This window comes from Gilliamella sp. M0320 (assembly GCF_016101635.1).
GTDB classification, from domain to species: Bacteria; Pseudomonadota; Gammaproteobacteria; order Enterobacterales; family Orbaceae; genus Gilliamella; species Gilliamella apis.
Genome location: NZ_JACFQD010000002.1, coordinates 49,338 through 65,439, shown reverse-complemented (window position 1 = coordinate 65,439; position 16,102 = coordinate 49,338). Strand labels below are relative to the sequence as shown.

At 33.6% G+C, this 16,102-nt stretch carries 12 protein-coding genes; 6 read left to right on the top strand and 6 right to left on the bottom strand.

Annotated elements, in window-relative coordinates; all coding sequences use genetic code 11:
* Positions 1–29: 29 nt before the first annotated feature.
* Positions 30–1,232, bottom strand: a complete 1,203-nt coding sequence (locus H3T83_RS02830; RefSeq protein ID WP_198215044.1) for an MFS transporter — start codon at positions 1,230–1,232, stop codon at positions 30–32.
* Positions 1,233–1,457: 225 nt separating this feature from the next.
* Between H3T83_RS02830 and H3T83_RS02825 the strand changes: the two genes are divergently transcribed.
* Positions 1,458–2,363 carry a LysR family transcriptional regulator gene (locus H3T83_RS02825; RefSeq protein WP_198215043.1) on the top strand — a complete coding sequence of 302 codons (906 nt, stop codon included), beginning with the start codon at positions 1,458–1,460 and terminating at the stop codon, positions 2,361–2,363.
* Positions 2,364–2,436: 73 nt separating this feature from the next.
* On the opposite strand, the gene H3T83_RS02820 is transcribed toward H3T83_RS02825, so the two are convergent.
* Together H3T83_RS02820 and H3T83_RS02815 are read right to left on the bottom strand one after the other, a co-directional pair.
* Positions 2,437–2,970 (bottom strand): hypothetical protein, encoded by a 534-nt coding sequence (locus H3T83_RS02820; RefSeq protein ID WP_198215042.1) that lies wholly within the window; start codon positions 2,968–2,970, stop codon positions 2,437–2,439.
* 200 nt (positions 2,971–3,170) lie between these two features.
* Entirely contained in the window at positions 3,171–4,388 is a 1,218-nt protein-coding gene (locus H3T83_RS02815) for a hypothetical protein (protein WP_198215041.1), read from the bottom strand.
* 583 nt (positions 4,389–4,971) lie between these two features.
* Here H3T83_RS02815 and H3T83_RS02810 point away from each other — a divergent pair.
* Entirely contained in the window at positions 4,972–5,466 is a 495-nt protein-coding gene (locus H3T83_RS02810; protein WP_086320692.1) for a GNAT family N-acetyltransferase, read from the top strand.
* 47 nt (positions 5,467–5,513) lie between these two features.
* Positions 5,514–6,242: a rhomboid family intramembrane serine protease gene (locus H3T83_RS02805; protein ID WP_086360708.1), complete on the top strand. Its 729-nt coding sequence runs from the start codon at positions 5,514–5,516 to the stop codon at positions 6,240–6,242.
* A 54-nt stretch (positions 6,243–6,296) separates the two neighbouring features.
* Here H3T83_RS02805 and lolE read toward each other — a convergent pair whose 3' ends face one another.
* From lolE to lolC, 3 genes are read right to left on the bottom strand one after another with little or no spacing between them, the layout of a single operon-like run.
* Positions 6,297–7,535, bottom strand: coding sequence for a lipoprotein-releasing ABC transporter permease subunit LolE (lolE, locus tag H3T83_RS02800; RefSeq protein WP_198215040.1), 1,239 nt, complete (start codon positions 7,533–7,535; stop codon positions 6,297–6,299).
* Positions 7,536–7,555: 20 nt separating this feature from the next.
* Positions 7,556–8,254, bottom strand: a complete 699-nt coding sequence (gene lolD, locus H3T83_RS02795; protein ID WP_034901967.1) for a lipoprotein-releasing ABC transporter ATP-binding protein LolD — start codon at positions 8,252–8,254, stop codon at positions 7,556–7,558.
* Positions 8,247–9,449, bottom strand: a complete 1,203-nt coding sequence (gene lolC / locus H3T83_RS02790; protein WP_065651256.1) for a lipoprotein-releasing ABC transporter permease subunit LolC — start codon at positions 9,447–9,449, stop codon at positions 8,247–8,249. The genes lolD and lolC overlap by 8 nt, the downstream gene beginning before the upstream one ends.
* Positions 9,450–9,608: 159 nt before the next feature.
* On the opposite strand from lolC, the gene mfd reads away from it, so the two are divergent.
* From mfd to H3T83_RS02775, 3 genes are all read left to right on the top strand, one after another.
* Positions 9,609–13,070, top strand: coding sequence for a transcription-repair coupling factor (gene mfd, locus H3T83_RS02785; RefSeq protein ID WP_198215039.1), 3,462 nt, complete (start codon positions 9,609–9,611; stop codon positions 13,068–13,070).
* Between the two features lie 31 nt (positions 13,071–13,101).
* Positions 13,102–14,619, top strand: a complete 1,518-nt coding sequence (locus tag H3T83_RS02780; RefSeq protein ID WP_198215038.1) for a DUF945 family protein — start codon at positions 13,102–13,104, stop codon at positions 14,617–14,619.
* An 89-nt stretch (positions 14,620–14,708) separates the two neighbouring features.
* On the top strand, positions 14,709–16,094 hold the full coding sequence (locus tag H3T83_RS02775) for a YdgA family protein (protein ID WP_198215037.1): 1,386 nt from the start codon (positions 14,709–14,711) through the stop codon (positions 16,092–16,094).
* The last annotated feature ends 8 nt before the right edge of the window (positions 16,095–16,102 follow it).

Below are 16,102 nucleotides of genomic sequence, written 5' to 3'. Positions count from 1 at the left end.
AGTCTCCTTATTAATAAATACCTACAATTTTATTTCCTATGATTACTTTTGATAAGTTGAATGCCAACTAACGCTAAAATTAGATTAACTATTGCCAACACAACACAAATAACTATCACGCCATTCCAAGCCATATTTTGATAAACGATGCCTAATAAATAAGTACCAATACTGCCTCCGGCCAAACAAGAAAGTAAATATAAAGATGAAATTGCACCGCGCGAGTTAATTGGCACAATTTTGTTAAGCATAGCAATAACTAATGGCTGAAGACCAAATACAAATAAAAACAAACTAAAAATACCTAAGCCAATAATAAATAAACTTGAGCTATAGCCAATAGTCACAACCGATGCACATACAGCTAGCAAATAAATAATTAAAAGATAGCGTTCATTTAAAACCTGCAATAATTTACTGGTAATTATGGTACCAATAACCGCGCTGAGACCGGCAAAATTAAGCCAGCCCAAAACTGTTGCAGATAAAGAGAAAGGTGCACTTTTTAGATAAAATGTGAGTAATGAAGATAATCCTAGGTAAACAAAAAAGAGTAGAAAACCGACAGATAAAAATATAATCACAGTTTTATCAAACAGTAATTTAATTGCCGCTAAATAAGTACCAAGCACACTAGTGGTTGAAGATTGATGACTCGATTGTTTTATAGTAAAAGGAACAAAAAGACATACTATGGTTATCAAACCGGCATATATGGCGAAGGCAACTTGCCAAGACCAAAAATCAGTCAACATTGCGATCACACTTCGACTAAAAATAATACCGACAATTGATGCTGAAATCATAATACCCATTGCTTGCGGTAACTTATGATTAGGCGTGTTTTTAGCTGTATATGCAAACAATGCTGCCGGAACCGCTGCGGCAAAAAAGCCGATCAATGACATAATGACCAAATACAAATCAAAATAATCAATAATCACTGATAATAATAAACAACAAATAGTTCCAATACTGCCAAGCAAAACTAACAATTTGGTTGAAACTTTATCTGATAGAGGACCATAAATAAAAAACGAAATAGCATAAAAAAAGCAAGATAAACTAAATACATTTCTGGCGGCTAAAATATCGATATGATAAGTTTGAGAAATCTCTTGAAAGATAAGTTGGCTTATATAAACCGATCCAACTAACAGTATGATTAATAATGCTGACAGCACTATACTGGATTTTATTTGTACAGGTTCTTCTTTAGATATTGAATCCATAAACGAAATACTAATTAAGAATTGATTAAAGTTAAGAAAGGTTAGCTAACAAAATAAGAATAGAGAAATACATATTTTGTTATACGAAATTCGTATTGCAGAAAAATCACATAAACAAATGCAAAAAATAAAGTTCTCATTCATAATAATAGTCTGAATTGAAATAGATAAATTACACAACCATTTGCAAGCCAGTAAAATAGTTTATTAAGGATAATAAAATTTATGGATATCTATAGCAAAAGATTACCAACAATTAAGCAATTACAATATTTTATTGCTGTTTGTGAAGAACTCAGTTTTACTGGTGCAGCTGAAAAACTTGGTATTAGTCAACCACCTCTTTCAACACAAATTAAAAATTTGGAAGATACTTTACAAAACACACTTTTTTTAAGAAATTCACACAATGTTGTATTAACCAAAGAAGGGGAAATATTAAAATCAAAAGTAACCCAATTATTAAATGATCTTTGCACTATCACTAAATCAACTAAAACAAATACTCTTGAAAAAGTCACGATAGGGACAACAAAAACTCTATCATTTGACTATATTCCTTATTTCAAATTATTTTTGTCAGAGTTTAGAGATGAAACTAAAATATATAAACATAACTACACATCAAAAGAACTACTGCTTGAATTACAAAAAGGCAATATCGATTTTGCAATTGTCTCTGATTATCCAACTAGAGATTTTAGCGAAAACTCATTACTCATTTATCAAGAACCAGTAACATTAGTATTACCTGCAAGTCATCCATGTAGTCAACAAAACAAAGTAAATCTAAATGATGTAACTGATTTGCCGCTGTTTTGGTTTAAACAGCAGCTTAATCCTTTTTTTTACGATCAATGTGAACAAGTGTTCAATAAACTTGAGCATCCACTATCTCGTCGAGCCGAACTTGCTGATAATTTATCTATGCTACTAGAGGTTGCATTAGGTAAGGCGATGATGCTTCTACCACAATCAATGGCACAAGCTAAAGTTGATGGAGTTACCTATAAAAAATTGATCTCAAATCAAGATAAAAGATTAAAAATAAATATTTATCTGATTTGGCGTAAAGATTTAAAAATCACCGCAGTTAATCAGGCGATAATAAATTATTTTAAGCGTGGTTAAAGTATAGAATGGCTTTATTAGGATCGCAAAAACCCCCTCTCCTCAAAATTTTCATTTTTTAATATATTGGTGTTTACCGTAATTTACGTTGTAAACTTTCAATAAAGTTTTCGATAACAATATTGTTATCATAACCACGTTGCCAATTACTTAAAAACATGACTTGTTTGGGATTTAAATAGATATGCTTTCCTTCAATTTCTACGCTTCGCTCATTTGAAAATAAATATGCAGAAGCTAAATGTGAATCTGATTGTTGAGCAGTGATATTTTTATTTAATTTTTTGTTAGTTTGAACAAAAAATTGCTTAAACCAGTTATCGTAATCAGCTAAGTCATATTCACCAGCTAATTCATACCCCCAAGCAGTTTTGCGAATATTTTCAAAATGAAAATGTAAATTCCGTTTTGGAAAGGCACAATAAACAAAATGATATTGTTGGAATTTTCCAATTGTATATGCTGATATTTTAAAATTATGTTGCAATATTTGGGTAACAATAAAAGCCGATTGATTATAGATTCGTAAAAAAGAACCTTCATCAATTAGGCTTAAAAAACCTTGTCTTTGACTAACTTTTAATTTCTCTTTAATGCTAATGTTCATTTTTTGTTCGTAAATTCCTCGGCGTGATAACGCTTAACGCGCTATCACGCCGGTGACTTGGTGACTTTCTTTTTCATACTTTAGTCTTAATGATTTATTCAATACTTTTTATAATTATAAAGTTATAGCCATCAAAAGAAGTGACTAATTAAGCAAAATCACCATAATAAAAAGCATTGATTCCATCTTATTTTTGGCTTCTACTTGCAAACTAGAAAATTAGGAGCATTGACATCTTCAGCATCTACTCCAACTAATCCTGTCGAGATACTCACATCGACATGCTGTCCATAATCACTGCCATAATAACGATCTTTAGTCCAATATCTATCTCTATCATCCTCCCAATTAGAGTTCGGATAAGATTGCTGAACGGTATACCCCCATTCAGGCAAAAGCCCCTCACCAATTGCTCGTGTATAACCATTGACGATTTTAAAACTTCCACTAAGTTTGTATTCAGGTGCATTTGTTAATTCTTTATAAGAAAGCATTCTATCTTCTGTACATATATTGATAGCATCCATCCAATGACTCCAAAATCCTTTAATTGGTTTTGCCCATACACTAGTAGGATTAAAGGTATAATCATGTTTTATAGTTGAATCTCTCTTTAATGTTGCACGGACAGTTACATTTCCACTGGGTTTACCATTTAAAGTGACATAACCTTTCTCATCGACTTCAACTTTTCCTCCTGGGTTATTTGGAATTGTAAAAGTATAATCACTCGCTGCACCTGTTAGTACTAACTGAAATTTGGCACCATCAAACCCCGTTGTAGGAAATTTTTTACCGCCAGATAAAGTAGGCTCAGTTTTAAATCCCCAATTAGGCACATAATCTGAATTATATCCACCACCAGCTAAAGTTCTAACCGTATAATTAGGGTCATTCCATCTAAGAAAATTAGAAGATAGGTCAAAGCTTAACCATTGATGCTCTGGATTTTTTTCTATAGCATAAGGTTTTGCATAGCATAACTTTGATATTGCAGTGATTTTGTATACTTTTTTTATTGTTACCAAATCACTATGTCTTGGAATACCATATTGTGAAAAAGTCTGTATTTGATTGCTGATCTCTAACATTAATGGCATTGAATAACCACTACCACAGCCAATTATCTGATTATCTCTAGGCATTATTTTATTACCATTAGCATCAAACCATTGCCAAACAGTTGTAGTTATTAAAAATGGTTGGAAAGGATCGATACCATCACCATCTATATCTTGATAATTAATTTGATTGTCTAATTCTTGATAATCAAATTTTTTTACGACAAATTGAGCGAACGTTAAATCACCATCAAATTCTTTAATTTCTTCTTCTTTTATATTACCTGTTGTTTCACTATAAAATACGTTATTTACAGTAAAACCGTACTTATCTGCCACTATTTGTTTATTAACCACCTTGGGACTATTTCCCTGTATAACATTGATAGTGAAACTGCTTAAGCCATAAGTACAAGGTACTATTGTTGGATATAAGAAAATAATAAGTAACTTGAATTTTAAAAAATGCTGGAAAGAATAGGATAATAAGTTAGATGCCCGATGCCCGATGCCCGATGCCCGATGCCCGATGCCCGATGCCCGATGCCCGATGCCCGATGCCCGATGCCCGATGCCCGATTAAGTATACATTTTAGCATATTTTCAGTAATCCTTGCTGAAATTTACATTTAATTTACAATAAAACAATAAGATAAGTATTAAACATTACATTTGTTAGTTTAGTAATCCATCAAACTAAAATCACAAAAAATGCACATAGAATATTAATCTAAAATTGATGATATGTAATATTTTTTTATGTAAACATTTGTTAAGCAATATATTAAGCAATAATAAAAATGTTGCGAAACAGCTTTTTTGAGTGAGTTATTGTTCCGATTTTATAATTACTTACGATTAAAGCAACTTTAACAAATATTGCTTGCTAATAGCAAAGCCATTACAATGAAGCACAATTAACCATAACTCTTTTATTCCTATGATTACTTATGTTAATGCCACTTTAGATGATTTACCTTTTATTGTTGATGTTTATAATTCAACCATTGCTAGCCGTCAAATTACCGCCGACTTACAACCTGTTTCAGTCGAAAGTCGCTATGCTTGGTTTGAGCAACATAATCCGCAAAAACGTCCGCTTTGGTTAATCAAATATCAAAATCAACCTTGTGGCTGGGTCAGTTTGTCATCTTTTTATGGTCGTCCAGCTTATGATAAAACAGTTGAAATCAGTCTATATCTTCATCAAGATTTCCGAGGTAAGAAAATTGGCCAAACCACGGTGGCACAGATTGAAGCTTTTGCCAAACAAGCGGGTATTGATGCTATATTGAGCTATGTTTTTGGCCATAATATTCCAAGTATTAAATTATTCGAAAAAATGCATTATCAACAATGGGCATTACTGCCTAAAATTGCTGAACTTGATGGTATCAAACGTGATTTAGTTATTTTAGGTAAACGATTTGATTAAACTAACCATCTAATTTAATGTGATTTTTTCAACGGAAACCTTAGCATATGTCTATCTTAAAAAATGTTCAACCGCTCTATAATCAAGCGAAAATTACCAGTATTTTAATACTGATTAATATTGCCTGTTTTTTTATTTCTCGACTACTTGATGAGCGGGGATTCTCAACATTCAGTCAGAATAGATTCCTGATTGATTGGGGTGCTGATATTGCTCAATTAACTTTTTCTGGGCAATATTGGCGCTTATTTACTAATATTTTCATGCATGTTAGCTTAACCCATCTTGCCATGAATATGCTAGCATTGTGGAGTATTGGCACTATTCTAGAACGCTTGATACCACCATTAGCCTTTATTGGCATTTATCTATTATCAGGATTATTTGGTAGTTTAGCCAGTGATGTTGCCACTATTAATTATAATGTCATTAGTTGTGGCGCATCAGGTGCAATTTTAGGGATTATTACCGCATTACTTGCTTATAGCTTAATTAATCGTACTGACTTACAAGAGATGCCAATCAAATCAATCGTAGTCAGTTTATTACTGACCTTTGGTTTAGGGTTGCTACCTTCTATTGATAATATGGCGCATATTGGTGGAGCAATCACAGGGCTTATTTTAGGCGGATTAATTAGTGTTTGTTTAGAAAAATTCCGCAATCGAAAACAGATCTGCACAATATTAATTATCACGATATTAATAGTTTCATCTTTACTTTTATATTGGGGCTATCAGCATTATCAATTGATAAGTGGCTATCAATATTATTAAAAATAAGGCGCAAATCAGATATTGCGCCTTGTTTATATTCTGTTTAATTGTAAATTAATAACTACTTAACACTCTGGCCGGATCGATTTTACAAGCTCTTTGCGCTGGATAATAACTGGCAATCAAACTTAGTAACATAGCCGTAATAAATACCAAGATGACATCCAAAAGATGAATTTCTGATGGTAAAAAATCAACAAAATAGATATTGCTGTTTAAAAATTTGTGCCCCATTATTGATTCAACCGCTGCCATAATATTGGAAAGTTGCCATGCCAAAATAGATCCAAGCAATACACCAATCACACTACCAATTAATCCAGAAAGCACACCATACCAAATAAAAATGCGTTTTATTAGACGATTAGTCGCCCCGAGTGTTTTTAAAATAGCAATATCACGTTGTTTATCTTTTACCGCAATAACCAGCGTCGACACAATATTAAAACAAGCCACACCAATAACCACAATCATCGCTAAATACATAATTTGTCTAATCATTTGAATATCACGATACATGAAGCCAAAGGTATGTTCCCAACTGTTAAAACTAAGATCTTCTTCCAGATTCAATATTGCATGGCCAATAATAGCACTAGCTTGATAGACATTATCAACATTAAGCATTAAACCCGTGACACTGTCACCAATGGCGAGTAACTTTTGTGAATCAGCTAATGGTAATAATGCAACATTGTTACTTAACGTACCACTTAGATCTAAAATACCGTGTACTTGCAAACGAACACGACGAGGAGGCTTAAGTTGCTCAGGATTGTTTGATACAGGAATAAGTAAGGTAACCCACTGACCTTCATAAACCGCTAACGATTTAGCCAATCCGGCCCCTAAAATGATTTGTTGGCTATCAGCTTTAAAATCTTGCCATTTATTATTAAGGACATAGCTAGGTAAAGAACTAATTTTCTGTTCCTGTTCAGGATCAAGTCCTTGTACTTCAACGGCACCAAGCTTACTTCCATTTTCAATCAATCCGGTAAAGCTAACGTAAGGCGTCACCGATAATATATTTTTATTTTCTTGTAACTCGGTTTGTACCTGTTGCCAATTATCTAAATTGCCATATTGTGAATAAATTTGCCCATGTGGTACTACCGATAACACCCGATCGTTAAGTTCTCGTTCAAAACCATTCATGGCGCTTAAACCAATAATCAATGCGGCAATACCGATAGCAATGCTCAAAGTTGAAATAATTGATATCAACGAAACCATGCCACTTTTACGGCGACCTTTACGAAATTTAATGGCTGTAATTAATGATAAATTCATGTTTAATTATCCATTCACCCTTAATTAACAGAATTACTGGCAGATAACTGGCCATCACTCATAATCAACTGCTGATCAAGTTTGTTCGCTAAAACTAAATCATGAGTTACGACTAAAAACGCCGTGCCGTGTTCACGGTTAAGTTTGATTAACAGATCAAAAATGGCATCAGCGGTTGATTTATCTAAGTTACCAGTAGGTTCATCGGCCATCACTAACGCCGGATTATTTATCAATGCCCTGCCTATTGCCACTCGTTGACGTTCACCTCCAGATAATTCTGCTGGGCGGTGATTAGCTCGTTTAACTAAATTCACCGACTCTAACATTGCCATAGCGCGTTTTTTAGCCTCATTTGGTGAAGTACCGGCAATTAATAACGGCATCGCCACATTTTCCAATGCGGTAAAGTCAGGAAGAAGATGATGAAACTGATATACGAAACCAATTTCTTGATTACGTAAATGTGCTTTTTCTTGTTCTGATAACCGATTAAGTTGTTGTGATTTAAATATAATTTCACCTGAAGTTGGTTTGTCTAATCCACCCAATAAATGCAATAATGTACTTTTTCCAGATCCTGAGCTACCAATAATAGCGAGTAATGATTGCGGATAAATATCAAATGAAACATTTTTTAGTACTTCAGTGACCATTTTGCCTTCTTTATAGGTTTTATAAAGATTTTTAGCCGAAAGAAGTGGCTGTAAATTATTCATAACGTAAAGCCTCCGCTGGTTGAATATTGGCTGCACGGTAGGCAGGATAAAGTGTTGAAATTAGTGATAACATAAGTAATCCGAAAATAATAAATACTATCTGTGAAGGCTCAACCAAACTAGGTAATTCAATACCAGCAAAGGATAATCCAAGCACTGACATCAATTCATTAAGATATGAAGCCAGTAACAGTCCTATAGCACTACCAAGTAAAGTACCAATGACACCAGAACTAGCACCTTGAATAATAAAAATCAGCATAATTTTAAAACGTGACAAGCCTTGCGTTTTTAAAATCGCCACTTCTCCTTGTTTTTCCATAACCAACAAACTTAATGAAGTAATAATGTTAAAAGCTGCCACAATTACAATCAAACTAATCAATAAGCCCATTACATTTTTTTCCATCTTGATTGCTTGAAACAATTCACCACGTTTAGCTCGCCAGTCAGTAAAAACTAAATCATCGGGTAACGAACGGTTAGTTACAGATGCGATTTCCAGTGGATGTGTTAAAAATAATCGCCAGCCACTAATATTATTCGCTGGATAGCGTAATAAATTTTTGGCATCAGATTGATTGATATAGATTAACGCTTGGTTAATATCATGATTGACCGAAAATAAACCACTTATAGTAAACAAACGTTGTGAAGGAATGCGTCCAACTGGTGTTATCTGGCTAGCATCAGTAACCATTAAGCGAATTTTGTCACCAACCAATACACCAAGTTGATTAGCCAATGTCTGTCCCAGTATCACATTATAGCTACCCGCTTGTAATGAATCGATTGAACCTGTATAAACATAATTTTCTATTGGATCATGATCCTCTGCGGTGATACCCATTAAGGTACTAACCGTAATACTTTGTTGACTTTGTAGTACCACATCACCGGTAATTATTGGCGTAATTCGTTCAACGCCTGGGATATTTTCAAATTGTTTAGAATCAATGACTGTTGTATCGATTCTTCCGGTTTTTGAAGTAATTTGCGCTTGAGGAAAAAACTTCAAGATACTATTTTGCATCTGATCTTCCAATCCATTCATTACCGACAAAACCACAATCAAACCGATAGAACCGAGCATGATGCCAATCATAGATAGCCAAGAAACAAAGCGACCAAACCCATCGGTTTTTTGCCCGTATACATAGCGTAAACCTATATAAAATACTAATGGACGAAATATTTTTGACATAATAGTTATAAAGTACCTAAAGTTTTCAATTAAGTTTAACCAGTTAAATTTTAACTGCTTATCATACAGGATTAAACAGTTATAGAAAACAACCATATAATTACGTTATAATCTTAGGCTAACTTTGTCGCAATTATCTATTATTCTAACATGTCAAAAACATACAATATTTCTAACATTATTCCTAAAAAATCAGGTGAAGTAAAACAAGTCGGTCAACTTGTAGGTTCTTCCCTATCTCAATTTTGTGCACAGGCTATTGCTGCACACAATGGTTTAGTAGTGATTGTTACAGATGACATGCAACAAACAACTCGGCTTCATGAAGAGTTGAAACAATTTTCAACTTTTCCATCGATTTTTTTCCCCGATTGGGAAACACTACCTTATGATAGTTTTTCACCGCATCAAGATATTGTTTCCGAGCGGCTATCTTGTCTTTATCAACTTGGTCATTTAACTAAGGGTGCCTTAATCCTACCAATTAATACTCTTATGCAAAAAGTATGTCCACAAAACTACTTAGGTGGGCATGTATTTATGATGAAGAAAGGCTTAGCCATAAGTCGTGAGAATCTGCGATTACAACTTGAAAATGCCGGTTATCGTTCAGTCAGTCAAGTTATGGAGCATGGTGAATATGCTACTCGCGGTGCGCTATTTGATATCTACCCAATGGGCAGTGAGAAACCATATCGTATCGACTTTTTTGATGACGAAATAGATAGTATTCGCACTTTTGATGTTGAAAGTCAGAGAACACTCGATGAAATTAATGAAATTCAACTTCTTCCAGCCCATGAGTTTCCTTTTGATAAAACATCCATCGAATTATTTCGTAGTCAATGGCGAGAGCAATTTGAAGTAAGACTCGATCCTGAAAGTATCTATCAACAAGTCAGTAAAAATATTTTACCTACAGGTATCGAATATTGGCAGGCACTATTTTTTAACGAACCACTCACGCCACTATTTTCTTACTTTTTATCGAATACGTTGATCATTAACACAGCCAATATTGAACAATTTGCTAATAAATATTGGCAAGATATTACGCAACGTTATGAGAGTCGCAAAGTCGATCCAATGCGACCACTGTTAACACCAACGATAATTTGGACAAAAACCGATGAAATCTTTGCTCATTTTAAACAATACCCTCGAATCACAATATCACATACTGAAATTAGTGAATCGAACAGAAGTATTAATTTACCTTTTAGTTTATTGCCAGAGATTGCGATCCAAATTCAGCAAAAACAACCTTATTTACATTTTCAGCAATTTACTCAAGATTTCCATGGTAAAATCATTTTTTCAGTTGAATCGGAAGGCCGTAAAGATGCCTTACAAGAGATCTTAGGCAGAATACGAATACACCCGACAACTATCTCTCAGCTTGATGAATTAGCCAATACCGAAAATCGCTATTTTTTAATGATCGGTGCCAGTGAACAAGGTTTTATCAATCAACAACAAAATTTCGCTTTTATCACTGAAAATGAATTATTAGGTCGTAGGGTTATTCGGCGAAAAAAAGAGAGCAAACAGGCGATCAATACCGATAGTTTAATTCGTAGCTTAGCCGAATTAACCCCTGGCAAACCAGTGGTACATTTAGAACATGGTGTAGGTCGTTATGCTGGTTTAACAACATTAGAGACCGGTGGTATAACAGCCGAGTATCTTATCTTGCTCTATGCGAATGAAACTAAACTCTATGTACCGGTTTCATCACTAAATTTAATTAGCCGTTATTCAGGTGGCGATGAAGATAATGCTCCACTAAATAAATTAGGAACGGATACATGGAGTAAGGCACGACAAAAGGCTGCCGAAAAAGTACGAGATGTTGCCGCTGAATTACTTGATATTTATGCTGAACGAGAAAGCAAGCCTGGCTTTGAATTTAAACAAGATCGTGAACAATATGAGCTGTTTTGCCAAGCTTTTCCATATCAAGAAACCGACGATCAACAAAATGCCATTGGCGCAGTTATTGGTGATATGTGTTCACCTTACGCAATGGATCGATTAGTCTGTGGTGATGTTGGTTTTGGTAAAACCGAAGTGGCTATTCGTGCCGCATTTTTAGCAGTGATAAACCATAAACAGACCGCCGTATTAGTTCCGACCACATTACTGGCTCAGCAACATTATGAGAGTTTTTGTGATAGATTTGCCAATTGGCCAATCCGTATCGAAAGTTTGTCTCGCTTTAAAACTGCTAAACAGCAGCAAGCCATTATTCAAGAACTTGCTGAAGGTAAAATCGATATTGTCATCGGTACCCATAAATTATTACAAGAAGATGTAAAATGGCAAGATTTAGGCTTATTGATTGTTGATGAAGAACATCGCTTTGGTGTTCGTCAAAAAGAACGAATCAAAGCAATGCGCGCCAATATCGACATACTTACTTTGACCGCCACTCCAATCCCACGTACCCTAAATATGGCAATGAGTGGTATGCGTGATCTATCAATTATTGCCACACCACCTGCGCGTCGATTAGCTGTAAAAACCTTTGTTCGAGAATCTGATGATTTAGTCATTCGTGAAGCAATTCTACGGGAAATTCTCCGTGGTGGTCAGATTTATTATCTACACAATGATGTCTCGGATATTGAAAAAGTGGCAGAAAAACTAACGGAATTGGTACCTGAAGCTCGTGTTGCTATAGGCCATGGTCAGATGCATGAACGTGATCTTGAGCGAGTTATGAATGATTTTCATCACCAACGATTCAATTTATTAGTATGTACAACTATTGTCGAAACAGGAATCGATATTCCTAATGCCAATACGATTATTATCGATCGTGCTGATAAATTTGGTCTTGCACAATTACATCAATTGCGAGGTCGAGTTGGGCGTTCGTATCATCAAGCCTATGCTTATTTATTGACACCACATCCAAAATTATTAACTAAAGATGCTAAAAAACGCCTTGACGCTATTGCTAGTTTAGAAGATTTAGGTGCTGGATTTGCCTTAGCCACCCATGATCTTGAAATACGAGGTGCCGGTGAGTTACTTGGTAGTGATCAAAGTGGTCAAATTGAAACAATAGGTTTTAATTTATACATTGAATTACTTGATGATGCGGTTAAATCACTTAAAGAAGGCAAAGAGCCTACCCTCGAATCACTACTTAATAATCAACAAACTGAAGTTGAATTACGGTTACCAACGCTGATTCCAGATGATTTTATTCCTGACGTTAATACCAGATTATCACTATATAAACGAATTGCGAGTATTGAAAACCTAGATGAACTTACCGATATACAAGTTGAAATGCGAGACCGTTTTGGTCAATTACCCGATCCAGTGCTATTTTTATTAGAAACGACTAAAATCCGCTATCAAGCAAGTAAATTGGGCATTACAAAAATCGAATATGGTGAAAAAGGCGGCTTTATAGAATTTGGCTCTAACAACAAAATTGCGATAGATTATTTAATCGAAACGATTCAAAAATCGCCAAAAAATTATCGCCTAGAAGGAACAAATCGATTAAAATTGCTTAAATCTGATTTACAGCGAGTTGATCGCATTGATTATATTAAAAATTTATTAGCTGATTTTGCCGAGCATCAAGAAAAATAGCTAAAAATATAACAGAATATAAAGAGTAAAAATGAAAAAGACGACACTGGCTGTTGGCGTTATCGCTATATTAGGTTTAAGTTATGTCGGTATTGCCTGGCATACAGGAAACCTAATTGAAAGCAATCTTGATAAATCATTAACGCAAGTTGCTGAGCAATTTAACAATAGTCAAAATGTGTTTAAAATCAACATCAGCCATTCTAATGATGAAAAACAGCTATTTTCAACCAAAACTCATATTAATATGACCCTATCTTCCAAAGATGGCAGTTTTGCTGATGTTTTAACGCTAGCTGATAAAGATTTCACAATCCATCATGGTCCATTACCAATCGCAGCCTTAAAACAAGGCATATTTTCACCGCAAATGGCTTGGGTGGAATATGAAACTAGCGAAGAATCTAATCCATTATTATGGAAGACTAATGGTAATCGCCCCTTTATTACTGGTTATATTAGTTTAGATTATAGTAATAATATAATTATAAAACTTTTCAGCAGGAAAATAATTCATCATAGAGAAACAGATAATCATATTAAATTCGAATCCGAATTAGGCAATGGTAATTTCACATTTATTAGTAATATTGATTCGGCTATCCCTTCGATAACACTAAATTTAGATAGATTTCACACTAAAAAATCAGTTCAATATATTACATTAGATAAGCTTCACATTGATCTTGATGGCGAAAAACAGTCAAATATGATTCGTTATAATTTGAATTTAGATTCTTTAAAAACTAATTTAAAAGATATTTACTTCAATTATGAATATGACTATGACAAACCTGATAACAATACCTTTTTAATTGAAAATTTAAAAGCAAATGGGATTATTGATTACGTTAATCAAAATATAACTTTAAATACTAATCTTGATAAATTCAGCTTAATGGCTGAATCAGATGAACAACTACCCTCTACTAAATTAGACAAACTATCTATTAAGCAAAAAATCGATTTAAGTGATACTCGCGTTCTTAATGGCTCGTTCACTTGCAGTGTTGACTCAATCTTATATGGACAACAGAACTTAGGTAATGCAAATATAGATATAGATTATCAAGGTATAGATAAAGCACTGTTTGGTGATGGATTCATAAATGGAGATGCTATAGATAATCAATCTATTCACAGTAAAATTGAACTTAAACAACTAAATTGGCACAATCTTGATGGTGATATCAATATTAGTGGCATAACGACTATCAACAATTTTGATAACACCATGTTAGACGATGACAATTTAAATAGAATCAATAGTTTTAAATTAAATATTGATGCACCACTTAAAGTCTTAGCTCGTAGCTATGCTCAATTTCATCATCCTGAAAATAATGAACTAACTGAACAACAACTTAACGAATCGAAACAAATCGTTAAAAATCTATACCAACAGATATTAAATAATTCACCACTATTCAAATATAATAAAGGTGACGAACAAGGAATATTTACTAATATTGATATCCCTAACAACAGTGGCCAAGCTAACGTTAATGGTGATATTTTTAACAAAGATGATATGCTTAGTCTATTTTAAACTAGCTTAGTCATAATTTAACTAAATCATATTTTAATGAAATATATTTTATAAATAATTTAAAGAAAATAGAAGGTAAGAGAGTAAACATGAAGAAAAGTACACTGGCAATTGGCGTTATTGCAATATTAGGCCTTGGTTATGTTGGTATAGCTTGGCATACAGGCAATGTAATTGAAGCTGAGTTAGATAACACATTAAAAAACATAACAAAACAAGTTAATAATTTACAGAATGATGTTGAAGTACAAATCACCCATTCTAATGATGAAAAAGGTATTTTTTCAACTAAAACACATATAAAAATTATAGCTCAGCCAGATGATGCATTCGATCCTATTACACTATACGACGATGATATCATTATTCATCATGGCCCATTCCCACTAGCAGCCTTAAAACAAGGTACTTTTTCGCCACAAATGGCGTGGCTTGAGTATCAAGGTACAGAAAAATCTAACCCAATTTTATGGAAACTTGCTGGTAACCGGTCATTTGTAAATGGGCATATCAATTTGTCTTATTCTAATAATCTAACCTTTAATATGACCACCCAACCGCTTGTTTTGAGTGATGAAGATCTTATTTTCCAATTTCTTGAAGGTAAGCTTGAACTAGGCCAAATAAATTATGAGGTGTCTAGCAACCTAGACAATGAAAAACCTTCTTTTTCAATATTTATTGATAATTTAAATTATAAAAGACACGATGGTGATGAGATTCAACTAAAAAATTTAAAAGTTATTAATAAAATTGATTATCAAAATTATTTCTTCGAAGCACAAAATAGAGTTGATGATTTATTTATTAATTTAAAGACTAATACCAACAAACCAACAATTGTGCTTAAAAATTTTGTAATGGACTATAAACTTGCCAATAAAACAACTGGCCTTGAAGGTAATATGGATATTGCAATTGATGCCTTTAATTACGGCAAGCAACAAATGGGAAATGGTACTCTTGAACTTAATGTTCAAGGGTTAGATAAATCATTTTTAGACGATTATACGCAAATATCTTGGTTATTAGATTCAGCTAATAACTCAAACATCACCAATACTAAAATAGACATTAAAAAATTTCATTGGCACAATGCTTCTGGTGATTTCAACTTTAGTGCATTAGTTGATATTGCTAACCTTAACCAAATGACAATTTATGATAGAGACATTGACAAAATTAACCAACTTTCAATAAATCTTGAAGCACCATTTGCTGTAATGGCAAGATTTATGTCACAAATAGAAGCTCCTGAGTCAGAACAAATAACCGACAATCAGCTGCAAAAAACAAACAATAATTTACAATTAATGACACAAATGGCACTGAGTACTTCGCCATTAGTCACCTTTAAAAAAGGTAATACCTCTGGTATATTTAGCGAACTTGATTACTCAAAATCAAAAGATCAAGTAACTATCAATGGCAATAAAATTAGCAAACAAGAATTTCTTAACAATTTAAACTTCTAATCTAAAAA